Here is a 25,265-nt window from a genome sequence, read left to right as displayed (position 1 = left end):
CACGGCAGACCGTGACCCACGGCAGACTGTGACCCCACGGCAGACTGGGGCCATGCGACTGCTGCTGCTCGCCGACACCCACGTACCGACGCGCGCCCGCGACCTGCCGTCGCAGGTGTGGGACGAGGTGGCCCGCGCGGACGTGGTGATCCACGCGGGCGACTGGATGGACGTGACACTGCTCGACGCGCTGGAAGAGCGGTCCCGGCAGCTGGTCGCGTGTTGGGGCAACAACGACGGTCCGCTCCTGCGGGAACGGCTGCCGGAGGTCGCGCGGGTGACCCTCGACGGTGTGCGCGTCGCGGTGGTGCACGAGACCGGGGCGTCGACCGGGCGCGACAATCGGATGGCCGCGGCCTATCCCGACACCGACGTCCTCGTCTTCGGCCACTCGCACATCCCCTGGGACACGACCGCGCCGAGCGGATTGCGCCTGCTCAACCCGGGTTCACCCACCGACCGGCGTCGGCAGCCGTACTGCACCTACATGACCGCGACCATCGACGACGGCGTGCTCCGCGACGTCGAACTGCATCGGCTCGGGTGAGGGCGATCGAAGGGGAGGTTGTGTGCGTATTTTCGCGAACGGACGCACGCAACCTCCCCGAACTCAGTCGCTCGGGCCGATCAGTTTCCGCACGACTTTCAGGAGTTCGTCGACGTCCTCGGGCGGCGTCGTGCTTGTCTCGCCCGACATGGCGGCGCCGTAGTAGAGCCCGTCGCCGATGAGCATCACCGCTCGTGCCGCAGCGGGATCGGTGACCTCGTCGGACAGTGCCTCGAACCAGCCCTGATGGATGCGGCGCAGCGCCTGCTGGGCGCGCGGGTTCGCGGTCTGGCTCAGGCGGGTCAGGGCGACGATGGCCCGGTCGAGCGGGGTGTCGGCGAAGACCGAGGTGCGGATGTAGTAGGTCGCCGGTCCTTCGGGAGCCGTGCGCATCAGTTCGGCGTCGTCGGCTGCGAGTGTCTCGAGGTGTTCGGCGAGAGCCTCGACGAGGGCGTCCTTGGACGGGAAGTGATAGAGCAGACCACCTTTGGACACGTTCGCCGCCGCGGCGACGGACTCGAGTGTCGCGGCGCGCTCGCCCTGCTCGAGCAGGATCGTCACGAAGGCGTCGAGAAGTTTGGCGCGGGCGGCAGGGGCAGGTGGCACGGCCCGATCGTACGACGTGGTTACTGTACCGTCCAGCTGGTACAGTAACGACGGTTCGATTCCTCTCTCGCGAAAGTTCGATATCCGTGGCGACATCTGTGCCTGTTTCGGAACCCACCGTGACGAAGGCGGCTCCTCGGGACTGGGTCGCGCTCGCGGTACTGATGCTTCCGGTGCTGCTCGTGTCGGTCGACAACACCGTCCTGGCCTTCGCGCTGCCCGGGATCTCCTCCGCGCTGCAGCCCACCGCTGCGCAACAGTTGTGGATCATCGACATCTACCCGCTGGTGCTCGCAGGTCTGCTGGTGGCGATGGGCAGCCTCGGCGACCGCATCGGGCGACGCCGCCTGTTGCTCATCGGCGCGACCGGATTCGCCGCCGTCTCGGTCGCTGCGGCCTACGCACCGTCCGCGGAACTGCTCGTGACCGCCCGCGGTGCACTCGGCTTCTTCGGGGCCATGCTCATGCCGTCCACGCTGTCGTTGCTGCGCAACATCTTTCTCGATGCCACCCAGCGCCGTCTCGCCATCGCGATCTGGGCCTCGTGTTTCGCGGCGGGCGCTGCACTCGGGCCGATCATGGGCGGATTCCTGCTCGAACATGCCTGGTGGGGCTCGGTCTTCCTGTTGGCCGTGCCGGTGCTGATCCCGCTGCTCGTGCTCGCGCCGATGTTCGTCCCCGAGTCGAAGGACCCGAATCCGGGCCGCATCGACATCGTGAGCATCGCGCTGTCACTGCTGACCCTTGCGCCGATCGTCTTCGCGATCAAGAAGATCGCCGACAGTGGCCTCGGTGCCGTCGCCGTCGTTCCGGCCGTGGTCGGTGTGGTCGCGCTCGTCGCGTTCGTGCGCCGGCAGTTGCAGCGCCCGAACCCCATGCTCGACGTCCGTCTGTTCCGCGTGCCCACCTTCTCCGGTGCCGTCGCGGTGAACCTGCTGTCCGTCGTCTCCCTCGTGGGCTTCCTGTTCTTCGTGTCCCAGCATCTGCAACTCGTGATCGGACAGAGCCCGATGGAGGCCGGACTGAGCCTGGTCCCGGGACTGGCGGTGATGGTCGTGGCCGGGATGTCGGTCGTCGCGCTCGTGCGGTGGGTGCAGCCGTCGTCGATCATCGTCTGCGCGCTCCTGCTCTCGGCGACCGGCTACGCGCTGGTGTTCCTGCTCGCCTCACCGTCGGCGCTCACCCCGATCATCGTGGCGTTCGCGGTCCTCGGCGCGGGTATCGGTGCGGCGGAGACGCTGTCGAACGACCTCATCGTGTCGAGTGTCCCGCCCGCGAAGGCCGGTGCCGCGTCGGCGGTGTCGGAGACGGCCTACGAGATGGGTGCCGTGCTCGGTACGGCGATCCTCGGGTCGGTGCTCTCCGCGTCCTACACTGCGCATCTCCTGCTCCCTGCCGGGCTGAGCACGGAACAGTCGGAGGTTGCTCGGGAGACGCTCGGCGGCGCCCACGCCGTGGCCGGGAACCTGCCCGCCGACCGGGCCGACGCGTTGCTCGCCGCAGCAGGATCGGCGTTCGACAGCGGCGTCACGATCACCTCCGGGATCGGGGTGGTCCTCATGATCGCCTCCGCCGGAGTCGCGTGGCTCACGTTGCGCCCCCGCAGTGACGTAGCACCCCACACGGAATCCGACATCGTTTAAATTTGCAGGATGCGGAAACTGGTGTGGGCGCTCGTCGCCGTCGTGGTCGTGGCGCTGCTCGGCTTCTTCGTCGCCCCATGGGTGTACGGGACGTTCATCGCCGAGGACGACGCGCCCGCCGCGTCCGTCTCGACCGAAGGTGCCGAAGCCGCGACCGGTGAGCTCGACGGGGAGTGGACCGTCGTCGAGGGTGCCGAACCCAACCGCACCGCCGCCGGCTACACGGTGCACGAGATCCTGCGCGGGGCCGACGTCACCGTGGTGGGCAGCACCGATCAGGTCTCCGGTTCGGCGACCATCACCGACGGCACCCTCGAGGCCGCCGAGGTCGTCGTGCAGGTCGAGGGCATCACCACCGACAGTGGCCAGCGCGACGGCCAGTTTCGCACTCGGGTGATGGACACCGCGGCGCACCCGACGGCGACGTTCGCCCTCACCGAGCCCGTGGATCTGACGTCCCTGCCCGACGACGGCAGCATCGGTTCCGTCACCGCGACCGGCACGCTCACCCTGCGCGGCGCCGAACGGCCCGTGACCGTCGACGTCGACGTCCTGCGCACGGGTGAGCGTCTCGTGGCGTCGGGGAGCATCCCCACCACCTGGACCGATTACGGCGTGGAGCCGCCGAACCTCGGATTCGTGACGGTCGACGGCGCGGGCAGCGTCGACTTCCTCGTCACGTTCGAGCAGAACTGACGTTCTCGGTCTCCTCCGCGTGGGTCTGTTTCGGCGCCCAGCCGGGCGGGCCGAAGGCGTAACCGAGCTTGTCGCGGAACGTCCCGGCCGTACGCCAGTCGCGGGCGATCGCCCGGTACTCGTGCGTCTGCAGATCCCAGATGTTGTACGTGCCGACGGGCTTGGTGAGCCCGTAGGTGGGCCGGTGGTCCTCGGCCTTGAAGGTGCCGAACATCCGGTCCCAGATGATGAGGATGCCCGCGTAGTTGCGGTCGAGGTAGTCGGGATCGGAGCCGTGGTGCACCCGATGGTGCGAGGGCGTGTTGAACACGAATTCGATCGGGCGGGGGAGCGTGCCGACCCGCTCGGTGTGCACGAAGAACTGGTAGACGAGGCTGACGGAGAAGCCGACGAAAACCATCCACGGTGGGATGCCGATCAGGGGGAGCGGCAGCCACATGATGATCTCGCCGCTGTTGTTCCACTTCTGGCGCAGCGCGGTCGCGTAGTTGAAGTACTCGCTCGAGTGGTGCGCCTGGTGGGTCGCCCAGACCAGGCGGACGCGGTGCGCCATCCGGTGGTACCAGTACCAGAGGACGTCGATGCCGACGAGCAGGATCACCCACGTGTACCAGGCGTCGGCGGGCAGGTGCCACGGCGCGACGTAGACCCACAGGGCCGAATATCCGACGAGGGCCAGCACCTTCCATGCGGCGCTCGTGACGATGGAGACCAGACCCATCGAGATGCTCGCGCGTGCGTCCCGCTTCTCGTAGCCGCCGCGCGGGGGGCGGGTGCGTCCGTCGGGGCCCGGCTCGACGTGTTCGAGGGTGCGGGCCGCGATCCATTCGAGGATCAGGAAGGTGAGGAAGGCGGGAATCGCCAGGGTCACCGGATCGTGGAGGGGGTCGAGCAGCGACCCCCACGATTCCTGCAGGGTTTCCCACATCGCAACGACCTCCGATAGCTGTGAACAACCGTCCACATTACCGCTGGTGTGGCTTGCATCACCAGGGCCCTCGAATCGGGACCCGGGTGGCGACTCGCGTCCTCACGATTCCGGGTGGTTCGGTATTGCTGGTAGGAATTGACCCGTCCCGTCGAGACGGGCCGGCCGACGACATCAGGCAGCGCGAGAGGCATGGCATGCACATCACCGCGAGGGTCGACTACGCCGTGCGGACCCTGCTCGAACTCGCGGCGATCGAGGACGGTCGCCTGACGAAGGCGGAGACCCTCGCGGCGGCGCAGACCATCCCGCACAAGTTCCTCGAGGCCGTTCTCGCCGACCTGCGTCGCGGTGGGTTGGTGAACAGCCGGCGGGGACCGGAGGGCGGTTACTGGCTCGCGCGACCCGCGGCCGAGATCTCCATTGCCGACATCATCCGCACGGTCGAGGGCCCGCTGGCGTCGGTGCGTGGCGAGCGGCCCGAGGACGTCGTCTACAGCGGGGCGGCCGAACGGCTGCAGGACGTGTGGATCGCGGTGCGTGTGAACCTGCGCGCCGTGCTCGAAGAGGTATCGCTCGCGGATGTCGTCACGGGAGACCTCCCCGGTTTCGTGGAGGATCTTACGAAGGATCCGGGCGCCTGGGAGCGTCGCCGGGTGTGAAGCCCGCGATAGGCCGGGAACGCCTGTGGGCGATGTCATAAATTTGCATGACTCTGCAAACTTACAGAACTCTGCAAAATCAGTAACCTGGATGGAGTGACCATCACTCCCGGCCTGCGCGACCGCAAGAAGGCGGCCACTCGTGCGGCTCTCGCGACCGCCGCGGCCGAACTCGCTCGTGAACACGGTCTGGCCGCCGTGACGGCCGATGCGATCGCAGCGCGCGCGGGTGTCTCGACCCGCACCTTCCACAACTACTTCGCGAGCAAGGAAGACGCCGTCCTCGCGTATCTCGAGACTCGGGTCGAGGAGTGGATCGACCTGCTGCGCGATCGTCCCGCCGACGAGGACATCATGGATTCGCTGCTCGCGGTGGCCCTGGACGTCGTGCAGAACCCCGACTGGCCGTTCGGCGAGATCGTCGCGTGCATCACCCTGCTCGAGGAGAGCAACGTGCTGTTGTCCCGGCAGATCGAGGTCGAGCGGCGTTCGTCGCAGTTGCTCGTCGAGATCATCGCCGAACGCACCGGCACCGACCCCGATGCCGACCTGTACCCCTCGCTGCTGAACTACGCCGCCATGGGCGCCGTGCGCGCGGCCATGGAGACACACGCGACCGGGACGACGGACCGGTCGGTCGAAGAGCTCATCCGCGAGGCGTTCGACCAGCTCCGACGCGGATTCTCCTGATTCCGGACCTCTGCCCGTTCCGACCATCCGACCCCACCAGGATCTTCCGACATAGAAAGGGTGCCCCGTGGCGACCTACCTGTACCGGCTGGGCAAGTTCGCCCACCGACGGAAGGGCGCAGTGCTGTCCTTCTGGATCGCGCTGCTCGTGCTCTTCGGGGTCGGTGCAGCAACCCTGTCCGGGCCCACCACGGACGCGTTCACGCTTCCGGGCACCCCCGCGCAGAAGACCCAGGACCTCATGGCGGAGCGGTTCCCGTCGACCGAAGATCCGATGAACGGGCTCAGCGCGCGTTACGTCTTCGCCGCGCCCGACGGGCAGACGCTCGACGACCCCGAGAACCTGGCCGCCGTCGACGAGGTCCTCGCCGCGGTCCGCGGCATCGACCGCGTCTCGCCGCCCGCCAAGGTCGACCCCGCCACCGCCTCGCCGGAGGAACAGGCCGGCGCGCTGGTCAACCCGGTCCTCGCCGACGCCGGTCTCGTCGAGCAGATGAAGGCCGTCGCCGCGCAGCAGGGCACCTCCGAAGAGGCTGCGCTGTCCGACGCCCAGGCCCTGTCGCCGCTGAGCGCCGACCGCACCGTCGGCTTCGTCACCGTCCCGTTCGAGGGCGAGATCACCGACGTCGACCAGGCCCTGCGCGACCAGATCTTCGACGCCGCCGAGATCGGCCGTGACGCCGGCCTGACCGTCGAGGTCAGCGGTACGGCTGCCGCCGAGATGGGCATGCCCGGTGGCACCGCCGAACTCATCGGCATCGGCATCGCCGCGATCGTGCTCACCCTGACCTTCGGCTCGCTCGTCGCCGCCGGACTTCCGCTGGTCACCGCACTCGTCGGCGTCGGCATCGGCAGCCTCGGCATCACCATCGCCTCCGGCTTCGCCGACCTCAGCTCGATGACCCCGACGCTGGCGGTCATGATCGGTCTGGCCGTGGCGATCGACTACTCGCTGTTCATCGTCTCGCGCTTCCGGCACGAACTCACCATCACCTCTGATCGCACCGAGGCCGCCGGCCGTGCCGTGGGCACCGCCGGTTCCGCGGTCGTCTTCGCCGGCCTGACGGTCATCATCGCCCTCATGGCGCTGAGCGTCGTCGGCATCCCGTTCCTGTCGGTCATGGGTTACGCTGCCGCGTTCACGGTGCTCATGGCCGTGCTCATCGCCGTGTCGCTGCTGCCCGCCGTGCTCGGACTGTTCGGGGAGAAGGCCTTCGCCGGCCGCATCCCGTTCCTGAACAAGCGCGGTTCCGACGACGACACCCCCAAGGCGGGCGCCAAGTTCGTCGGCCTGATCACGCGACGCCCGGCCATCCCGCTCATCGCCGGTGTGGTCCTCCTCGGTGCGCTCGCGCTGCCCGCCACCGGACTGAACCTCGCCCTGCCGTCGGAGGCCACCGCCGATCCGGCGACCAGCGCCCGCAAGGCCTACGACCTGGTCGACGAGGGATTCGGTCCCGGACGCAACGGCCCGCTGGTCGTCGTCGTCGACACCCAGAACGCCGACGTGGAGGCCCCAGTCGCGTTCGGTGCCGTCGTCGGCAAGCTGTACGAGAACGACGAGGTCGTCAACGCCCAGATCGTCGCGGTGAACGAGGCGGGAGACACCGCCCAGATCCTCGTCACTCCGCGCAGCGGCCCGACCGATCCCGCGACGATGGACCTCGTCCAGAGCATCCGCGACGGCGAGACCGAGCTGAACGAGGAGTTCGGCCTGTCCTACGGCGTGACCGGCCAGACCGCGCTCGAGGGCGACGTCTCCGACAGCCTCCAGAGCGCACTGGCTCCGTACCTCGCGGTCGTCGTCGGCCTCGCCTTCATCCTGCTGATGCTGGTGTTCCGCTCGATCCTGGTGCCGCTCACCGCAACCCTCGGCTTCCTGCTCAGCGTCCTGGCGACCTTCGGTGCCACCGTCGCGGTCTTCCAGGAGGGCTGGGGCGGCCTGATCGCCAACCCGCAGCCCATCGTGAGCTTCATGCCGATCATCCTCATCGGCGTCGTCTTCGGTCTTGCGATGGACTACCAAGTGTTCCTGGTGACGCGTATGCGTGAGGACTACGTCCACGGCGCGAGCGCACTCGAGGCCGTCCGCAGCGGCTTCGCACACGGCGCGCGCGTGGTGAGCGCAGCGGCGATCATCATGATCTCGGTGTTCGCGGCGTTCATCGCCGAACCGGACTCGCTGATCAAGTCGATCGGTTTCGCACTCGCCGCGGCGGTCTTCTTCGACGCCTTCATCGTCCGCATGGTCATCATCCCGTCGGTGATGGCGCTACTCGGCGACAAGGCGTGGTGGCTGCCGAAGTGGCTCGACCGGATCCTTCCGAACGTCGACGTCGAGGGCGAGAAGCTCACCCGCGAGCTCGGTGCCACCGAGCCCGCACCGGAATCCGCACGCGTGTGACGAACCCCCGGGCGGCCACGTACCCGACGCGGTGCGTGGCCGCCCGGATGGATCGTGAAGATTGCTGCAGGGAGTCGCAGGTAGCGTAATGCCCATGTTGCTACGGCTGTTGCGCCGCTTCATGGCGCCCTATCGGGGTGCCCTCGCGGGGGTCGTACTCCTGCAGCTGGTCGCGACCGGGGGCATGTTGCTGCTCCCGAGTCTCAACGCCGACATCATCGACAACGGCGTGGCGACCGGGGACATCGATTACATCGTCCGGACCGGTCTGCTGATGCTCGTCATCAGCGCCGTCGAGGTCGGCGCCGCGACCGGTGCCGTCTACTTCGCGGCGCGCGCCGCGATGGGCTTCGGCCGCGACGTGCGGCTCGCGCTCGTCCGGAATGTGGGGCGGTTCTCGGCGCGCGAGTTCGGGACGTTCGGTGCCCCGTCGCTGATCACCCGCAACACCAACGACGTGCAGCAGGTTCAGATGCTCGTGCTGATGACCTGCACCATCGTCGTGACCTCCCCGATCATGGGGATCGGTGGCGTCATCATGGCGATCCGCCAGGACCCCGGCACCTCGCTCGTGCTGGTCGTCGCCGTCCCGGTGCTGATCTTCACCATGGCCGCGCTCATCGCGCTCATGCTGCCCGGCTTCCGGGTCATGCAGAAGCGCATCGACGCTGTGAATCGGGTGTTGCGCGAGCAGATCACCGGCATCCGCGTGATCAGGGCATTCGTGCGCGACGAAACCGAGAAGGCCCGCTTCGACGGCGCCAACGACGACCTCACCGCCACCGCCTTGCGCGTCGGCCGCGTGAACTCCGTGCTGTACCCGGCGGTGCTGCTGATCTCGAATGTGAGCACCGTCGGCGTCCTGTGGGTGGGCGCCCACCGTATCGACTCCGGTGCGATGCAGGTCGGCTCCATCACCGCGATGATCACCTACATCGCCCAGATCCTCATGGCCGTGCTCATGACGTCGTTCGTCGCGATCATGGCTCCGCGCGCCGCGGTCTGCGCCGAGCGCATCCTCGACGTGCTCGACACCGAACCGACGGTGTCTTCGCCCGCCGAACCGGTCCGCGAACTCCCGACCCGCGTCACCCTCGAACTCCGCAATGCCGGTTTCTCGTATCCCGGTGCCGACGCTCCCGTGCTCAGCGGGGTGTCGTTCCGCGCCGACCCCGGTTCCACCACCGCGATCATCGGCGGCACCGGATCGGGCAAGAGCACCATGATGCGCCTCGTGCCGCGGCTCATCGACGTCACCGCCGGGCAGGTGCTCGTCGCGGGTGTCGACGTCCGGGCGCTCGACACCGACGTGCTGCGCTCGCGCATCGCCGTCGTGCCGCAAAAGGCCTACCTGTTCTCCGGCACCATCGCCGACAACCTCCGGTACGGACGCGCCGACGCCACCGACGACGAACTGTGGCACGCCCTCGAGGTCGCGCAGGCCGCCGACTTCGTCCACAAGACCGAGGACGGACTGAACACGGTCCTCTCCCAGGGCGGCACCACGGTCTCCGGCGGGCAGCGGCAGCGCCTCGCGATCGCTCGCGCCCTCGTCCGCCGGCCCGCCATCTACCTGTTCGACGACGCCTTCTCCGCACTCGACCCGGCGACCGACGCCCGCCTGCGCTCGGCGCTCGAACCCGAGACACGCGACGCGTGCGTGCTCATCGTCGCGCAGCGGGTCTCCACCGTGCAGGACGCCGACCGCATCGTCGTCCTCGACAACGGCGTCATGGTCGATTCCGGGACGCATCTCGGTCTGCTCGGCCGGTGCCGGACGTACTCGGAGATCGTCGAGTCGCAGAGGATGGCCACGATATGACGACTCCGGAAGCGGCGGCACCGTCGCGTCTGCGCACCGTCCGCCGGGTGCTCGGCCTGCTCCACCCGCACCGCTACGCCGTCTACTCGGTGCTGCTCTCCGCCTTCCTCGGCGTCGTGAGCATGTCGGTGGCGCCCTTCGTGCTCGGCCGCGGCACCGACGTCATCTTCGACGGGGTGGTGGGCATGCAGTTCCCCGCCGGACAGACCAAGGAAGAAGCCGTCGCCGGTCTGCGCGCCGAGGGCCGCGACCAGTTCGCCGACATGGTCTCGGGGATGGACGTGGTGCCCGGACTCGGCATCGACTTCTCGGCCCTCGGCCGGATCCTCGTCATCGTCCTGGCGCTGTACCTGCTCTCGTCCGGTCTGATCTGGGTCGCCGCCTACGGCCTCAACGAGATCGTGCAGCGCGTCGTGCGCGACATGCGGTCGCGGATCGAACGCAAGATCCACCGGTTGCCGCTGCGTTACTTCGACACGCATTCGCGCGGCGACCTGCTCAGCCGCGTCACCAACGACATCGACAACGTCGCGGCGGGCATGCAGGAGTCCATCTCCCAGCTCGTCCTCGCGGTGCTGACGCTGCTCGGTCTCGTGGTGATGATGCTGTTCATCTCGCCGATGCTCGCGCTCGTCGCGATCCTGACCGTTCCGGCGTCGGTCGTGGCGACGGCAGTGATCGCGCGTCGCTCGCGCAAGCACTTCCTCGCGCAGTGGGAGACGACCGGCAAGCTCAACGGGCAGATCGAGGAAGCCTTCACCGGGCACGAGCTCATCACCGCCTACAGCCGGACCGCGGAGGTGCAGCGACGCTTCACCGACACCAACGAGTCGCTGTACCAGGCCTCCTACCGCGCGCAGTTCGTGTCCGGACTGGTGATGCCGTTCGTGACCTTCCTCGGCAACGTCGGCTATGTCGTCATCGCCGTGCTCGGTGGTCTGCGGATCGCGTCGGGCACCGCGACGCTCGGTGAGATCCAGGCGATGATCCAGTACTCGCGTCAGCTCGTGCAGCCGCTCGCGCAGATCGGCGCGATGGTCAACCTCCTGCAGTCGGCGTCGGCGTCGGCCGAGCGGGTGTTCGCGGTGCTCGACGAACCGGAGGAGGAACCGGAGGTCGCGGCGCCGACGATGCCGTGGAGCCGGCACGGACTCGTCGAGTTCGAGAACGTCGCCTTCTCGTACACCCCCGATCGGCCGCTCATCGAGAACCTGTCGTTGCGGGCCGAACCGGGTCAGATGATCGCGATCGTCGGACCCACGGGCGCCGGCAAGACCACCCTCATCAACCTGATCCTGCGCTTCTACGAGGTCGACGCGGGTCGGATCCTCGTCGACGGCGTGGACATCCGTTCGATGTCCCGCGACGAACTGCGCTCGCGCATCGGCATCGTCCTGCAGGACACCTGGCTGTTCGGCGGCACCATCCGCGAGAACATCGCCTACGGCAATCCGTACGCCACCGAGAACCAGATCATGTCCGCGGCCAGGATGAGTTACGTCGACCGTTTCGTGCGGGCCCTGCCCGACGGCTACGACACGATCATCGACGAGGAGAACGACGGCAACCTCAGCGCCGGTGAGCGTCAGCTCATCACGATCGCGCGGGCGTTCGTGTCCAAGCCGTCGATCCTCATCCTCGACGAGGCGACGAGCTCGGTCGACACCCGCACCGAACTGCTCGTCCAGCAGGCCACCGCGCGATTGCGCGACGACCGCACCAGCTTCGTCATCGCTCACCGCCTGTCGACCATCCGGAACGCCGACCGCATCGTGGTGATGGAGGACGGACGGATCGTCGAACAGGGCACCCACGAGGGGCTGCTCGAGGCGGCCGGTGCGTACGCGAGGCTGTACGACGCGCAGTTCAAGGCACTCGTGGAGTGAACGCGGGAGACTTCGGCGCGGCCTGATACAAAACATTCCGTCCTCGCGGGCGGGACGGGACACTTCTGGCCATGACGGAGGTGCGGACAACAGCGGTACGGTCACCTCTCGATCTCCTGCGCTCTGCGCGACCGGGGGTCTCCGTGCGATCTGGACGACCGGGGGTCTTCCGGGTCGACGAGACCACACCGGCGGGGCGGATCATGCAGCATCTGCGACGTGGGGGACCGGCGACGCGCACGATGCTCGCCGATTTCACGGGCCTGTCGGCGTCGACGGTCAACCGGGCGGTGACGTCGTTGCTCGAGCACGGGTTGCTGCGCGACCGCCCCGATCTCGCTCCGCGGGGACGGGTGGGACGGCCGCACGTGCCGGTGGAGGTGGACACCGAACGGGGTTTCCTCGCCGGTATCCATCTGGGGGAGCGGGAGACCCGGGTGGTTTCCGGCGACCTGCTCGGACGGGAACTGCACCGGACGACCTTCGCGACACCGGCGTCGGTGTTCGACGTCTTCGCCGCGATCGGTGCGGCGCTGCGGGTGCACGAGTCCCACCAGCGAGGCAGGCAGCCGCTGTGGGCAGGGCTCGCGGTGGGTGGTCTGTACGACGAGCACCGAGGGGCGCTCGACCACCCGCGACTGGGCTGGTGCGAAGCGCCCGTGGACGTGTTGTTCCGGGCGATCGTGCCCACGCCGTACACGGTCGTTCCGTACGTGGAGGCGGTCGCGGAGGTCGAATACCGCCGGTGCGAGAGCGCCTTCCGGCGACGACCCGAGAGCTGGCTGTATCTGTGTGCGGAGGAATCGATCTCGATGGCGTGGCTCGTGGACGGCCTCGCACGGTCCTCGGCCGACGACATCGAATCGTTCTGTGCTGTACTCGAACCGGGGAGTGCCGATGGCACCGACCCGTCGCCGAACCAGGCGGTGCTCCTCGGCCGTGCGGTCGCGCTGGTGCGCGACGTCGTCAATCCCGACGTGGTGACCGTCGGTGGTGAGCTGTTCACCCGACATGGACGGGAGCGCGAGGACGTGTCCGACGGTTACCGGCAGCAGTCGTCGTACAACGATGTGCCGCTGCGGTTCTCGGAAGCCGATGACGATCTGCGGTCGGCGGCGGCGCTCGGTGCGGCGTCGCGGGTGATGTATGTCGACCCGATCGGCGCGATGCAGGCGCGGTGAGACGACAAGGTCTGGCGCATGCCGCTGACCGAGGTGGGGCGTCAGGCCGCTCCCGTTTCGGAAGGTCGGATTCCGGGAGGTCAGTGCAGCACTTCGCGCGCGGTGCGACGGACCGCATCGGTCAGCGCGTCGAGCACGGGGGAGTCCAGCCGCCACCGCTGCCAGTACAGCGGCACGGCGATCGGGTCGTCCGGGGCCAGGCTCACGAGATCGGTCGTGTCGGCGACCATCGCGTCGGGGAGCATGGCCCAGCCCAAGCCCAGCCGCGCGGCCTCGACGAATTCGAGGGCGCCCGGAACGTAGTTGCGCGGCGGATTCAGCCGCCGCCGGGTCCGCTTGCGGACGAAGCGATCCTGCATGTCGTCCTTGCGGTCGAAGGTGAGCATCGGGGCCTCCCGCAGTTCGGTGGGGGTCATGCCCTCGGGGAACCAGCGTTCGGCGAAGTCCACGCTCGCCATCGCGTGATAGCGCATGGCGCCGAGCTTCTCGGACGTGCAGCCCTGCACGGGTTCGGGGACGGAGGTGACCGCTGCCATGGCGGTTCCGTCGCGCAACAGATCCGTGGAGTGGAACTCGTCCTCGCGGTGCAGTTCGAACAGGGCTCGGTAGCGCACGGGCATCCGGGCCAGGGCGCGCAGCATCCAGGTGGACATCGAGTCGGCGTTGACGACGAGCGGGATCGTGGCGTAACTCCCGGTGTCGGCGCCGAGACCGAGTTCCTCGGAGGCGTCTTGCTCCAGCCGCGCGACCTGCCGGGCGAGCCGCATCACCACTTCGCCGGCCGCGGTCGCGCTGACGGGCCGGGTCCGTCGCAGCAGTACCTGACCGACGTGTTGTTCGAGCGACTTGATGCGTTGGCTCACCGCGGACGGTGTGACGCGAAGAACAGCCGCCGCACCCTCGAAAGTGCCCTCGTCCAATACCGTTGCAAAAGTGCGAAGTTGAGCGAAGTCGAGATCCACATTAAGAAACTCTAATGCAGGTACAGCAAAATCAACTGTTCTTATCTCGACAGGATTCCTAGCGTCGATGCCATGTCACTCGTCGTCGCCGGATTCGTCACAGGTCTGTCCCTCATCGCCGCCATCGGTGCGCAGAATGCCTTCGTCCTGCGCATGGCGATCGCGCGACGATTCGTGCTGCCTGTGATCGCGATCTGCGTGATCTCCGACGCCGTGCTCATCACCGCGGGCATCGCCGGGATCGCGACGATCCTCGACCGCGCTCCCGGCGCGATCGACGTGATCCGTTGGGCGGGTGCCGCTTTCCTCATCTGCTACGGACTCTTCGCGGCACGTCGCGCGCTGAAGCCGTCGGCACTGTCCGCTGCCCCGGGCGGTGCCGTCACCATCGGCGCGGCTCTGCTGACCTGTCTGGCGCTGACCTGGCTCAACCCACACACCTATCTCGACACCGTGCTCATGCTCGGTTCGGTGGCCAACCACTACGGCAACCCCGGCCGGTGGTGGTTCGGTGCCGGGGCGATCACCGCGAGCGTCGTGTGGTTCGCCGCCCTCGGGTACGGGGCCCGCTATCTGCGCGCCTGGTTCGCCAAGCCGTCCTCGTGGCGCATCCTCGACGGTGGCGTCGCGGTCCTGATGCTCGGCCTCGGTGCCGGACTCGTCGCCTCGTCCTGATCACTCATCTGCGTCCCGTGGGGGCGCGGTCGGGCTCGAGATGGCTGAACACCACGACACCGGGCAGCGCCTCGGCGAGATCGGCCTCGATGCGGTCGAGCAGGTCGTGCCCGGCCCGCACCGTCCAGTCGCCCGGCACCCGCACGACGAGGTAGACGAAGCGCTGACGTCCCGACTCGCGGGTGCGCGGCGGCAGGATCGTCACCACCCCCGGTTCCCGATAGCGGTCGAGGACGGCGTTCACCGCCGTCACGTCCTCCGGGGGAAGAACCGCGTCGAGCATGCCGACGACCGCCTGCCGCACGAGGCCGAAACCGATCCGCAGGATGTTCAGGGCGACGAGGATCGCCACGATCGGGTCGAGCACGTCCCACCCGGACAGCGCGACCAGCGCGACGCCGACGAGCACGCCCGCCGACGTCCACACGTCCGTCAGCAGGTGTTTCCCGTCGGCGACCAGCGTGATCGACCGGTGTGCCCGACCCTGCCGGATGAGCAGCAGACCGACCACGAGATTGAGCGCCGACGATCCGGCCGACAGGAGGAGACCGAGTCCGACCTCGGTCACCGGCTGCGGTGAGATCAGGCGCTCGACCGAGGTCCACAGGATCACCGTCGCGGCGGCGAAGACCATGGTGCCCTCGACCGCGGCGGAGAGGTACTCGGCCTTCCCGTGCCCGAAATCGTGGTTCGCATCGGCCGGCTTCGCGGCGAGACGTAGCGCCGCGAGACCGACGAGCGCCGCGACGAGGTTGACCCCGGATTCGAGTGCGTCCGACAACAGACCCACGGATCCGGTGATCCACGCCGCCGATGCCTTCAGCAGCATCGTCGCGAGCGCGGTCGCCACCGACAGCAGCATGAACCGCATCAACAGGCGGTGCTGCTGCGCAGAGGGCACCACCGGTCAGCGCTTGACGAGCGTGAGTTGCATCCCGGTGAGGTCGGTGGCCGTCAGTGCGACGTAGTCGTACTTCGGGGTGGGAACCCACGGCGACAGTCCGAGGGCGTCGATCCGCGCCGCGTCGTCGAAGCTCCGCAGGATCCGGGCGTGTCCGTGCAGCACGACGCTCCATGCGGAGTCCTCGCGGATCTCGTCCACCTCGAAGGCCACCTGCGGGTGCACCGCCAGTTCGGAGAGCTTGCTGCCCTCACCGCTGCGGAAGTACACCGTGCGATCGTCGGTGACGTAGTTGACGGGATAGATCTCCGGTCGTCCGCCGACGACGGTGACGAGGCGGCCCACCTTGCCCGTCGCGAGCAGGTCCCAGCACTGGTCCTCGTCGAGGGGGACGACAGGATCGTCGGTGTTCGGGTTGTCGCGCATCGCGTTCACTCCTCCGGTTCCGCTGCCGTATCCAGCACATCACGAACCGGCTTCCGGCGCAGTGGAACGCTCCGCCGGTTACGGTGAAACCGGCCGTCAGGACCGTGTTCGCCCGATCCGCCGAGAGCAGCCCGAACGAGGAGTGCCGATGTCCGCACAGGCTCCCGCGACCACCTCGAGTTGGCACACCCGCGCCGCGACCGACGTCGCCGAGGCGTTCGAGGTCGATCCGCAACGAGGACTGAGCGCGGACGAGGTCGAACGACGCCGCGGCGAGTACGGCCCGAACCTGCTCGACGAGGCGAAGAAGGTGCCGACCTGGCGACGCGTGCTGTCGCTGCTGGCCGACAGGATGACCCTCGTTCTGGTCGTCGCGGCGGTGGTCAGCGCCACCGTCTCCCGTGAGTGGGAGACCCCCGTCGTCATCTTCGCGGTGATCGCGCTCAACACCGTGCTGAACTACGTGCAGGAATCCCGGGCCGAGAGCAGCCTCGCTGCGTTGAAGAAGATGTCGGTGTCCACCAGCCGGGTGCTGCGCGACGGTCGCGGGACGGAGGTGCCGCGCGCCGAACTCGTCCCCGGAGACGTGGTGCTCCTCGAGGCCGGCGACACCGTCCCGGCCGACGGCCGACTCGTCACCGCCGTCCGGCTGCAGGTCGCCGAGGCCGCCCTCACCGGCGAATCCCAGCCCGTCGACAAACAGGTCGACGTCGTCGACGATCCCGACGCACCGCTCGGCGACCGCACCGACATGCTGTTCATGAACACCGAGGTCACACGCGGACGTGCCGCGATGATCGTCACCGGAACGGGCATGCGCACCGAGATGGGAGCCATCGCAACCCTTCTCGGAGCGGCAGGTGTCGAACAGACGCCGCTGCAACGACGCATCGGCCAGCTCGCCCAGGCCCTGACGATCATCGCGATCGTGACGGTGGCGCTGGTGTTCGTCCTCGGACTGCTGCGGGGGCAGACCTGGTCGGATCTCCTCGTCACCGCGGTGTCGCTGGCGGTCGCGACGATCCCCGAAGGGCTCACGGCCGTCGTCGCCTTCACCCTGGCGATGGGAGCCTCACGCCTCGCGGCCCGCGGCGCGATCGTCAAACGACTCGCCGCGGTCGAGACACTCGGCAGCACCACCCACATCTGCACCGACAAGACCGGCACCCTCACCCTCAACGAGATGACGGTGCAGCGACTGCTCGTCGCGGGTCGTGCCTTCCGCGTCACCGGCACCGGGTACGGAACCGACGGCAAGATCCTTGTCGGCGACGGCCTGCCCGCACCGGACTTCACGGACGCACTGCTCGGGATGGGACTGTGCAACGACGCGACCGTGCGCAACGGAATACTGGTCGGCGATCCCACCGAGGGCGCCCTCGTGGTGCTCGCCGAGAAGGGCGGCATCGACGTCGAGGGTGCGCGGGCCGCGCTGAACCGCATCGCGGAGGTGCCGTTCGACTCGGACTACAAGTACATGGCCACCTTCCACACCCTGCCGAACGGCGGATACCGCTGTTTCGTGAAAGGTGCACCGGGTGTGCTCCTCGACCGTGCCACCTCGATCGCCGGTCCCGACGGTCCGATTCCACTCGACGACGACGGTCGCGCGAGGATCCACCGGGCCGTGGAGGCGCTCGCGTCGGAAGGTCTGCGAACTCTCATGATCGCCGGGCGCGACCTCGACGCCGTTCCCCGCGGCGACACCGATGCCCTGCAGGAGAAGGTGGCCGACCTGACGATCCACGCGATCGTCGGCATCGTCGACCCGCCGCGGACCGAAGCCGAGGATGCGATCGCCGTCGCCCACGAGGCGGGCATCTCGGTGCACATGATCACCGGCGACCATCTGGTGACGGCCTCCGCGATCGCCGAGGAACTCGGAATCCGCGGGTCGGCTGCCTCCGGTGCGGATCTCGACAAACTCACCGACGACGAACTGCGCCGGAGGGCAAAGGAATTCGGTGTCCTCGCCCGCGTGGCGCCCCAACACAAGATCAGGTTCGTCGAAGCGCTGCAGGCCGACGGGCAGATCGTCGCGATGACGGGCGACGGCGTCAACGACGCTCCCGCGCTCGAACAATCCGACATCGGTGTGGCCATGGGCATCACGGGAACCGACGTCTCCAAGGGCGCCGCGGACATGATCCTCACCGACGACAACTTCGCGACCATCGTCGCCGCCGTGGCCGAGGGACGCGGAATCTACGACAACATCATCAAATTCGTGAAGTTCCAGCTCACCACGGCGTGGGGCTTCGTCCTGATCTTCCTGACGGCCGGTGTGCTCGGCCTCGCGGGTGGCGCGCCCTTCAGCGCACTGCAGATCCTGTGGGTGAACATCATCATGGACGGACCGCCGGCGCTCGCGCTCGGTGTCGACCCGACCGCCCCCGACGCGATGCGGCGACGACCGCGGCCCGCGAACGAGGCGCTGCTCGAACGCTCCCGGGTCCAGCGCATCCTCGGCCTCGGCATCGTGATGACGGTGGGCACGATCGCGGTCCTGCACTTCGGGCCGGAACTGTTCCCCGACAGTGCATCCGACCCGTTGTTCGCCACCACCCTCGCGTTCACGACATTCGTCTTCTACCAGGTGTTCAACCTGTTCAACGTGCGCTCGGATCTCGGATCGGTGTTCTCGGCGCAGACGTTCACCAACCACACCATCTGGATCGCGATCGGCGCCGTCGTCGTCCTTCAGATCTGCGTCGTGCAACTCGGCGCCCTGCAGGGATTCATGGACACCACCTCGCTCACCTCCGAGCAGTGGCTGCTCGCGGTCGCCGTCGGCTCGTCCGTGCTGTGGGTGGACGAGATCGGCAAGTTCGTCGCCAGGAGGATCGAGGCGCGCAGGGCCGAGCGGGCGGATACGACCTTCCTCACCTGACGATCGGGAGATGGCGGAACTCACGTCGCCGCGGGGAGAAGTGTGAGGCCGGACTGCCCCAGAATGGAGGCTGCCCCCGCGTCGCTCCTCCAGCGCGCCCGCGTCCCGGCCCGCACGACCTCCGGCTCCGGGACCCTCGACAGATCGAAGGTTTCCTCACCGATGACCACCACGGCTTCCGGCCGCCCACTCGACGATCCTGCCCACACCGACTCCGGACATCCCGCGCGCACGCTCGTGATGTGGGCGCTCGCCCTCGGTGGGTTCGGGATCGGAACCACCGAGTTCGTCGCCATGGGGTTGCTCCCCGAGATCGCGACGAGCATCGGGGTCTCCGAACCCACCGCGGGCCACGTCGTCTCCGCCTACGCGGCCGGTGTCGTCGTCGGTGCCCCGCTCATCGCGACGATCGCCGCCCGCGTGCCGCGCAAGACACTGCTGGTCGCGCTGATGGTCGCGTTCACCCTCGGGAACGCCGCCACGGTGCTGGCCCCGAACTACGGTCTGCTCGTCGTCTCCCGCTTCGTCGCCGGCCTGCCGCACGGCGCGTACTTCGGGGTCGCCGCACTGGTCGCGGCGCACCTCGCCGGACCCGGTCGCCGCGCGCGGGCGGTGTCGCTGGTGATGATGGGGCTGTCGGTGGCGAACGTCGTCGGGGTGCCCGCTGCCTCGTGGCTCGGCATGGCGCTGGGCTGGCGCGCGGCGTTCGTGCTGGTCGCGGTGATCGGAGTGGCCACCATCGTCGCTCTCGCCGCCTGGGTGCCGACACTGTCGATACCGACGACCAGCGTGCGGGTCGAACTCGGGGCGTTGAAGAGCAGCACCGTCTGGCTCACGCTCGCCGTGGCCGTCATCGGCTTCGGTGGTGTGTTCGCGGTGTACACCTACATCAGCACCACGCTGACCGACGTCGCCGGAGTGTCGAGATCGCTGGTGCCGGTCGCACTGATGCTCTTCGGCGTGGGCATGGTCGTCGGCAATGCCATCGGTGGTCGCGTCGCCGACCGCGGTGTGATCCCCGGCGTCTACGCGTCGATCACCTCGCTCGCGGTGCTGCTCGCGCTGTTCGTCGCCGCAGCCCACAACCCGTGGACCGCCTTCGTGATGGTCTTCGGCCTGGGTGTCGGATGCGCCGCGGTGGGCCCGGCCCTGCAGGTGCGGTTGATGGACGTCGCCGAGGACGCCCAGACGCTCGCGGCGTCGCTGCACCACGCCGCGTTCAACCTGGCCAACGCGTTCGGTGCGTGGATCGGCGGGGTCGTGATCGCGGCCGGGTTCGGCTACACCGCTCCCGCCGCGGTCGGTGTGCTGCTGGCGCTCGCCGGTGTCGCCGTGTTCGCGATCTCCGTCCGCCGCCGCGAGAAGGCCGCACCTTCCCGACGTGATTGGATACGGAAGTGACCGATTCCAGCATTCCGACCCCGCCCGATCCCTTCTTCACGGTCGGAGCGCGTCTCGACAACGGACTCGGCCGCACGGGCACGATCCACACCCCGCACGGAGACATCCGCACCCCGGCCTTCGTCCCGGTGGGCACGAAGGCGACCGTCAAGGCGGTGCTGCCCGAGACGATGGCCGAGCTCGGCTCGCAGGCGTTGCTCGCCAACGCCTACCACCTCTACCTGCAGCCCGGCTCCGACATCGTCGACGAGGCCGGCGGGCTCGGGAAGTTCATGAACTGGCCCGGTCCGACCTTCACCGACAGCGGCGGCTTCCAGGTCATGTCGCTCGGAGCCGGGTTCAAGAAGGTCATCGCGATGGAGTCCGTCGGTGTCCAGAACGACGACGTCATCGCCAAGGGCAAGGAGCGGCTCGCCCACGTCGACGACGACGGGGTGACCTTCAAATCGCACCTCGACGGGTCGCGGCACCGGTTCACCCCCGAGGTGTCGATGCGTATCCAGCACGAGCTCGGCGCCGACATCATGTTCGCCTTCGATGAGCTCACGACCCTCATGAACACCCGCGGCTACCAGGAACGCTCCCTCGAACGGACCCAGGCGTGGGCGGTGCGGTGCATCGCCGAGCACGAGAAGCTCACCGCCGAACGCGCTCGCCGCCCCTACCAGGCGTTGTTCGGCGTCGTGCAGGGCGCGCAGTACGAGGACCTGCGACGACAGGCATGCCGGGGCCTCGAGTCCATCGTCGGCGAGACCGGCCGCGGATTCGACGGCTACGGCATCGGCGGTGCGCTCGAGAAGCACAATCTCGGCACGATCGTGCGGTGGTGCACCGAGGAGCTGCCCGAGCACAAGCCGCGACACCTGTTGGGCATCAGCGAACCCGACGACATCTTCGTCGCGGTCGAGCACGGCGTCGACACCTTCGACTGCGTCAATCCGTCGCGGGTCGCGCGCAACGCCGCGATCTACCACCCCGACGGCCGGTTCAACATCAACACCAGCCGTCACCGGCGCGACTTCACGCCGATCGACGAGAACTGCGACTGCTACACCTGCCGGAACTACACGCGCGCGTACATCCACCACCTGTTCAAGGCGAAGGAGATGCTCGCCTCGACGTTGTGCACGATCCACAACGAACGGTTCACGGTGCGCCTCGTCGACGACATCCGGGCGAGCATGGAGAACGGCACGCTTGCCGAGTTCAAGGCCGAGACGCTCGGCCGGTTCTACGCGAGCCGGCGTCGGGCCTGAGTCGTCAGGGCGTGAGTCGTCAGGCGTAGGAGGGTTCGCGCTCCTTGACGTACGCGATCACGCGGTAGGTCACCGGGAGCACGACGATCTCGACCAGCGTCTTCCACAGGAACCCGACGATCACGAAGTTGACGAAGTCGGCCCAGGTCGTGATGCCGATGGCCCCTGCGGCGATCGAGCAGAAGATGAGGGTGTCGGCGAACTCGCCGACGACGGTCGACCCGATCAGCCGCGCCCACAGGTGCTTCTCCCGGGTGCGTTCCTTGATGCGGACGAGCACGTACGAGTTGAGCAACTGCCCGACCGCGTACCCGGCGAGCCCGGCGATCAACATCCGGGGCACCACACCGAGGACGTTCTCGAAGGACTCCTGACCGGCGTAGAAGTCGGCCGGGGGCAGCTGCTGCGTGATCCAGAAGCACAGCGCGGACAGCGCGACCGCCCCGAAGCCGTAGAAGACGGCGCGGCGGGTGGCCGCGAAGCCGTACACCTCGCTGAGCACGTCGCCGAGGATGTAGGCGAGGGGGAACAGGAAGAACCCGCCGTCGGTGATGATCGGCAGGATCTGCAGCGGCCCGACGGTGAGTTCGGAGCCGGTGAAGAACGCGATGCCCTTCGTCGCGGAGATGTTGGAGATCATCAGCACCGCGGTGAACAGCACGACGATCCCCGTGTACGGGCTGCGTCCCACGCGCGCGAAGGCGGCGTGGTCGAAGAGGGCGGGGGAGGTGTTCGATCCGTGCTCGGTCACCCGGACATCCAAGCATCTCCGCGGGGTGATCACGAAGTTGCGGACCGTCTGTACGTGCGCGAAAACCCCATATGCGACGAACGGGTCCCGTCCTGACGAGGACGGGACCCGGAGCGCACGGGAGATCAGGACTTACGTACCCGGGTGCCGCCGGCGAACTTGTCGTGGAAACCCTGCTTGTTGCCGTCCTGCTCGATGGTGACCGCGATACCGATGTATGCGGCGAGCGACAGCAGACCGGCGAGGAAGCCCAGCAGCGGGACGCCGGTGAGGATCTGCAGCGCGACGAAGGCGTTGCGCTTGGCGGCCTGCTCGAGGGTGGGGTTACCACCGGCAGGGCCGGCGACCGACAAGCCGAGGAGCTTCTTGCCGATCGTCGCGCCTCGAGCGGACTCCATGTACGTCCAGTAGCCGAAGGCGACGACACCGCTGACGACCGTCATGAAGAAGTCCACGAAACCGCTTCCACCGCTCGCGAGGATCATGATCGCGCTCAGGATCCCCATGGGGATACCAACGATGAGGCCGTCGATGATGCGGGCGCCGAGACGCGGGAGCAGTTCCCCCGGGGTGCCGGCACCGAAATTCGGATCCGGGCCGGGGAATCCCGGGCCGCCGAACCCACCGTCCTGCGGCGCCCCGTACGGGGGTGCACCGTACTGAGGAGCGCCGAACTGGGGCGCACCGAATTGGGGCGTTCCGTTCTGCGGGGTTCCGTACTGAGGAGCGCCGTACTGGGGGCCACCGTTCTGGGGCGCGCCGTACTGCGGGAACTGCTGGGTGTAATCGGGCGGGGTGGCGCCGTACGAGGGGGCGCCGGGATGACCGCCCGTCGCCCGAGGATCCTGCTGAGGGGGTGGATAGCCACCAGTGGTCACTTATGTCTCCCTTGTCGCGATCGGCATGGCAACGCGCCACGGTACAGCGTGCCGTGGCGCGTCGGTAGATATGCCTACGGATGCGACGGGAGGGTCCCGCCGGGCTTGTGTCAGGCCGCTACGGGACCACCCGTGGTGACCCGGTAGGCGTACGTGACGGCGATGATCGACACCGGCACGGTGACCAGCAGGCCGATCAGGCACAACAGGGCACCGAGGAGATTGATGCCGAGCAGTGCGAGGGCGAGCAACACCAGCGTTCCCGCATTCGATTTGACGGCATTGAAGCTCGACTTGATCGCGGTGACGGCATCCTGATTGCGATCGATGACGAACTGCATCGTCCACCACGCGAAGAACGCGAACACCAGGCCCGGGAGGATGCACAGCACGAGACCGATCGACGTGCCGATGCCCACGAGCAGACCTGCGAGGATGACCGCACCGATCGGGCCGATCTGGAGGAACGTCCCGAAAGCGGGGCGCTGCCCGTCGGTTTCGGCCAGCGCACCGCGCACGAAGGCGGCCTGGATCAGGTATCCGACGATCGCCGAGACGATGCTGCCGATGGCGCTCAGGAAGGTGAAGTCCGTCGCCTCACCGGTGAAGTCGAACCCGTTGAAGATGCCGCTGATCAGGCCCTGGATGACGAACGCAGCAAGCATGAAGACGATCCACACGCCGGCGTTACCGCTGAACTTCGACCAGCCGTAGGAGATCGCGTCGCCGACACTCAGCTGATTCGGAGGCGGACCACCGAAGCTCCCGGCGCCGTACGCACCCGGAGGGGGCGGGTAGTCACCACCCGACGGGGGAGGCGGATAGTTCCCCGGCGGCGGGTAGGACCCACCCGGCGGCGGGTAGTTGCCACCCGAGGGCGGGGGGTAGTTGCCGGGCGGCGGATAGTTCCCACCCGGCGGGGGAGTGCCACCCCCCGAGGGCGGGGGATAGTTTCCGGGTGGCGGATAGTTTCCGGGTGGCGGATAACCACCCGGGTTCTTCGGATCCTGATTCGGGTCGTAACCACCGGTGGTCATGGCTGCCTCTCGTCTCCGGGATCGGACACTTCCGAGAGAGTACGGACATCACCTCGGGTCCGCATCCGCTATGTCCGCATCGTGTCCTATCGGATGCCTTCCTCCGACGGGGTGAACACCCACGGATCGCGGGGGAGTCTCACGGGATTCCAGCGGTCCAGCAACAATTCCGGCGACACGGGCTCGCCGGGGTCGGCGAGTCGCAGCGACACGGCGATCGTGCCCAGCACGTCGGCGGCCGTGTGACCGAGCGCGAGCTGATCGGCCAGTGTCACCGCGCCGTCCCGTTTGGCCAGTCGCTTACCCTCCTTGTCGAGCGCGAGCGGCACGTGCGCGTAGACGGGTTCCGACAGTCCGAGAAGGTGTGCGAGACAGGCCTGCCGGGGCGCGGAAGTGAGCAGGTCGTCTCCGCGTACCACCTGATCGATGCCCTGGTCGGCGTCGTCCACCACCACTGCGAGGTTGTACGCGGGGGTTCCGTCGTTGCGGCGCAACACGAGATCGTCGACGATGCCCGTGAAATCTCCGTGCAGCAGGTCGTGGACGGTGAACCACTCCTCGGTCGCCCGCAACCGGATCGCGGGGGCGCGGCCGGAGGCCCGGCGCTCGGCCCGCTGCTCGTCGGTGAGGTTGCGGCAGGTGCCCGGATAGGCGCCCGCAGGGGCGTGGGGTGCGGAGGTGGCCTCGAGGATCTCGCGTCGGGTGCAGTAGCACTCGTAGGTCAGACCGGCCTGCTCGAGCCGCGCGATCGCCTCGTCGTACAGGCGCCGGCGGCGGGACTGGTGGACCACCCGGCCGTCCCAGTCGAGACCGATCGCCGCGAGATCCGCGAGCTGGCGTTGCTCCGCGCCGGGACGCACCCGGTCGAGATCCTCGACGCGGACCAGGAACCGACGGTTGGTCGACCGCGCGAACAACCACGCCAGGACGGCGGTGCGCAGATTGCCCAAGTGCAGGTCGCCGGAGGGACTCGGTGCGAAGCGACCCGCTCCTGCTTCGTCCTCGTCCGAAAGTGACACCCGT

The 25,265-nt window shown here is 68.2% G+C and carries 22 protein-coding genes; 13 read left to right on the top strand and 9 right to left on the bottom strand.

The genetic code is table 11. From position 1 onward, the window contains the following. Positions 1-52 precede the first annotated feature (52 nt). Positions 53-547 carry a metallophosphoesterase family protein gene (locus tag BLV31_RS01130; RefSeq protein ID WP_006552534.1) on the top strand — a complete coding sequence of 165 codons (495 nt, stop codon included), beginning with the start codon at positions 53-55 and terminating at the stop codon, positions 545-547. A gap of 63 nt (positions 548-610) precedes the next feature. Here BLV31_RS01130 and BLV31_RS01125 read toward each other — a convergent pair whose 3' ends face one another. After that, on the bottom strand, positions 611-1,153 hold the full coding sequence (locus tag BLV31_RS01125) for a TetR/AcrR family transcriptional regulator (protein WP_019290308.1): 543 nt from the start codon (positions 1,151-1,153) through the stop codon (positions 611-613). A 98-nt stretch (positions 1,154-1,251) separates the two neighbouring features. Between BLV31_RS01125 and BLV31_RS01120 the strand changes: the two genes are divergently transcribed. Then, positions 1,252-2,796: an MFS transporter gene (locus tag BLV31_RS01120; protein WP_139192924.1), complete on the top strand. Its 1,545-nt coding sequence runs from the start codon at positions 1,252-1,254 to the stop codon at positions 2,794-2,796. A gap of 9 nt (positions 2,797-2,805) precedes the next feature. Then, positions 2,806-3,492: a YceI family protein gene (locus tag BLV31_RS01115; RefSeq protein ID WP_006552531.1), complete on the top strand. Its 687-nt coding sequence runs from the start codon at positions 2,806-2,808 to the stop codon at positions 3,490-3,492. On the opposite strand, the gene BLV31_RS01110 is transcribed toward BLV31_RS01115, so the two are convergent. Next, positions 3,473-4,420, bottom strand: a complete 948-nt coding sequence (locus BLV31_RS01110; RefSeq protein WP_039586724.1) for a sterol desaturase family protein — start codon at positions 4,418-4,420, stop codon at positions 3,473-3,475. The genes BLV31_RS01115 and BLV31_RS01110 overlap by 20 nt on opposite strands. Positions 4,421-4,617: 197 nt before the next feature. On the opposite strand from BLV31_RS01110, the gene BLV31_RS01105 reads away from it, so the two are divergent. From BLV31_RS01105 to BLV31_RS01080, 6 genes are all read left to right on the top strand, one after another. Further along, the gene (locus BLV31_RS01105) at positions 4,618-5,082 is read left to right on the top strand and encodes an RrF2 family transcriptional regulator (protein WP_064061106.1); all 465 of its coding nucleotides are present in this window, start codon (positions 4,618-4,620) and stop codon (positions 5,080-5,082) included. A gap of 96 nt (positions 5,083-5,178) precedes the next feature. Next, positions 5,179-5,772: a TetR/AcrR family transcriptional regulator gene (locus BLV31_RS01100; protein ID WP_064061105.1), complete on the top strand. Its 594-nt coding sequence runs from the start codon at positions 5,179-5,181 to the stop codon at positions 5,770-5,772. Positions 5,773-5,839: 67 nt separating this feature from the next. Further along, a complete protein-coding gene (locus BLV31_RS01095; RefSeq protein WP_006552527.1) occupies positions 5,840-8,176 on the top strand; it encodes an MMPL family transporter in 2,337 nt (778 codons plus the stop codon). 94 nt (positions 8,177-8,270) lie between these two features. Further along, positions 8,271-9,998: an ABC transporter ATP-binding protein gene (locus BLV31_RS01090; RefSeq protein WP_064061112.1), complete on the top strand. Its 1,728-nt coding sequence runs from the start codon at positions 8,271-8,273 to the stop codon at positions 9,996-9,998. Then, complete coding sequence (locus BLV31_RS01085; protein ID WP_006552525.1) at positions 9,995-11,884, top strand: ABC transporter ATP-binding protein; 1,890 nt, start codon at positions 9,995-9,997, stop codon at positions 11,882-11,884. The genes BLV31_RS01090 and BLV31_RS01085 overlap by 4 nt, the downstream gene beginning before the upstream one ends. Positions 11,885-12,027: 143 nt before the next feature. Next, positions 12,028-13,065 carry a MarR family transcriptional regulator gene (locus BLV31_RS01080; protein ID WP_039958153.1) on the top strand — a complete coding sequence of 346 codons (1,038 nt, stop codon included), beginning with the start codon at positions 12,028-12,030 and terminating at the stop codon, positions 13,063-13,065. Positions 13,066-13,145: 80 nt separating this feature from the next. On the opposite strand, the gene BLV31_RS01075 is transcribed toward BLV31_RS01080, so the two are convergent. Next, a complete protein-coding gene (locus BLV31_RS01075) occupies positions 13,146-14,027 on the bottom strand; it encodes a LysR family transcriptional regulator ArgP (RefSeq protein ID WP_024102747.1) in 882 nt (293 codons plus the stop codon). Between the two features lie 72 nt (positions 14,028-14,099). Between BLV31_RS01075 and BLV31_RS01070 the strand changes: the two genes are divergently transcribed. Next, entirely contained in the window at positions 14,100-14,702 is a 603-nt protein-coding gene (locus BLV31_RS01070) for a LysE/ArgO family amino acid transporter (protein ID WP_006552522.1), read from the top strand. Between the two features lie 4 nt (positions 14,703-14,706). Here the strand turns inward: BLV31_RS01070 and BLV31_RS01065 are convergent, their stop codons facing one another. Beyond that, on the bottom strand, positions 14,707-15,573 hold the full coding sequence (locus BLV31_RS01065) for a cation diffusion facilitator family transporter (RefSeq protein ID WP_170318520.1): 867 nt from the start codon (positions 15,571-15,573) through the stop codon (positions 14,707-14,709). Positions 15,574-15,609: 36 nt separating this feature from the next. Further along, the gene (locus BLV31_RS01060) at positions 15,610-16,029 is read right to left on the bottom strand and encodes a pyridoxamine 5'-phosphate oxidase family protein (protein WP_006552520.1); all 420 of its coding nucleotides are present in this window, start codon (positions 16,027-16,029) and stop codon (positions 15,610-15,612) included. 148 nt (positions 16,030-16,177) lie between these two features. Between BLV31_RS01060 and BLV31_RS01055 the strand changes: the two genes are divergently transcribed. The 3 genes from BLV31_RS01055 to tgt all read left to right on the top strand — a co-directional run bounded on the left by BLV31_RS01055 (position 16,178) and on the right by tgt (position 21,576). After that, entirely contained in the window at positions 16,178-18,919 is a 2,742-nt protein-coding gene (locus BLV31_RS01055) for a calcium-translocating P-type ATPase, PMCA-type (protein ID WP_064061111.1), read from the top strand. A 162-nt stretch (positions 18,920-19,081) separates the two neighbouring features. Further along, positions 19,082-20,320 (top strand): MFS transporter, encoded by a 1,239-nt coding sequence (locus BLV31_RS01050; RefSeq protein ID WP_019290300.1) that lies wholly within the window; start codon positions 19,082-19,084, stop codon positions 20,318-20,320. Further along, complete coding sequence (tgt, locus tag BLV31_RS01045; RefSeq protein WP_174556316.1) at positions 20,317-21,576, top strand: tRNA guanosine(34) transglycosylase Tgt; 1,260 nt, start codon at positions 20,317-20,319, stop codon at positions 21,574-21,576. Before BLV31_RS01050 ends, tgt begins: the two co-directional genes overlap by 4 nt. A gap of 19 nt (positions 21,577-21,595) precedes the next feature. Here tgt and BLV31_RS01040 read toward each other — a convergent pair whose 3' ends face one another. The 4 genes from BLV31_RS01040 to gluQRS form a co-directional block, all read right to left on the bottom strand. Next, positions 21,596-22,327, bottom strand: coding sequence for a queuosine precursor transporter (locus tag BLV31_RS01040; protein ID WP_064061104.1), 732 nt, complete (start codon positions 22,325-22,327; stop codon positions 21,596-21,598). A gap of 125 nt (positions 22,328-22,452) precedes the next feature. Beyond that, complete coding sequence (locus tag BLV31_RS01035) at positions 22,453-23,205, bottom strand: RDD family protein (protein ID WP_019290297.1); 753 nt, start codon at positions 23,203-23,205, stop codon at positions 22,453-22,455. Positions 23,206-23,315: 110 nt separating this feature from the next. Further along, complete coding sequence (locus BLV31_RS01030; RefSeq protein ID WP_072740573.1) at positions 23,316-24,242, bottom strand: DUF2189 domain-containing protein; 927 nt, start codon at positions 24,240-24,242, stop codon at positions 23,316-23,318. An 86-nt stretch (positions 24,243-24,328) separates the two neighbouring features. Next, positions 24,329-25,261 (bottom strand): tRNA glutamyl-Q(34) synthetase GluQRS, encoded by a 933-nt coding sequence (gluQRS, locus tag BLV31_RS01025; RefSeq protein ID WP_019290296.1) that lies wholly within the window; start codon positions 25,259-25,261, stop codon positions 24,329-24,331. Positions 25,262-25,265 lie beyond the last annotated feature (4 nt).

Origin of the sequence: Rhodococcus pyridinivorans, assembly GCF_900105195.1 — a bacterium.
Classification (GTDB): domain Bacteria; phylum Actinomycetota; class Actinomycetes; order Mycobacteriales; family Mycobacteriaceae; genus Rhodococcus; species Rhodococcus pyridinivorans.
Note: the sequence above shows the minus strand (reverse complement) of the source record. Positions and strands in the feature narration are given on the sequence as shown.

Excerpts from the sequence above, each read along its gene's own strand:
- BLV31_RS01130 (WP_006552534.1), top strand. The coding sequence starts at position 53 with ATGCGACTGCTGCTGCTCGCCGACACCCACGTACCGACGCGCGCCCGC.
- BLV31_RS01115 (WP_006552531.1), top strand. The coding sequence starts at position 2,806 with ATGCGGAAACTGGTGTGGGCGCTCGTCGCCGTCGTGGTCGTGGCGCTG.
- BLV31_RS01110 (WP_039586724.1), bottom strand. The coding sequence starts at position 4,420 with ATGTGGGAAACCCTGCAGGAATCGTGGGGGTCGCTGCTCGACCCCCTC.
- BLV31_RS01105 (WP_064061106.1), top strand. The coding sequence starts at position 4,618 with ATGCACATCACCGCGAGGGTCGACTACGCCGTGCGGACCCTGCTCGAA.
- BLV31_RS01090 (WP_064061112.1), top strand. The coding sequence starts at position 8,271 with ATGTTGCTACGGCTGTTGCGCCGCTTCATGGCGCCCTATCGGGGTGCC.
- BLV31_RS01085 (WP_006552525.1), top strand. The coding sequence starts at position 9,995 with ATGACGACTCCGGAAGCGGCGGCACCGTCGCGTCTGCGCACCGTCCGC.
- BLV31_RS01070 (WP_006552522.1), top strand. The coding sequence starts at position 14,100 with ATGTCACTCGTCGTCGCCGGATTCGTCACAGGTCTGTCCCTCATCGCC.
- BLV31_RS01065 (WP_170318520.1), bottom strand. The coding sequence starts at position 15,573 with ATGCGGTTCATGCTGCTGTCGGTGGCGACCGCGCTCGCGACGATGCTG.
- BLV31_RS01060 (WP_006552520.1), bottom strand. The coding sequence starts at position 16,029 with ATGCGCGACAACCCGAACACCGACGATCCTGTCGTCCCCCTCGACGAG.
- BLV31_RS01055 (WP_064061111.1), top strand. The coding sequence starts at position 16,178 with ATGTCCGCACAGGCTCCCGCGACCACCTCGAGTTGGCACACCCGCGCC.
- BLV31_RS01050 (WP_019290300.1), top strand. The coding sequence starts at position 19,082 with ATGACCACCACGGCTTCCGGCCGCCCACTCGACGATCCTGCCCACACC.
- BLV31_RS01030 (WP_072740573.1), bottom strand. The coding sequence starts at position 24,242 with ATGACCACCGGTGGTTACGACCCGAATCAGGATCCGAAGAACCCGGGT.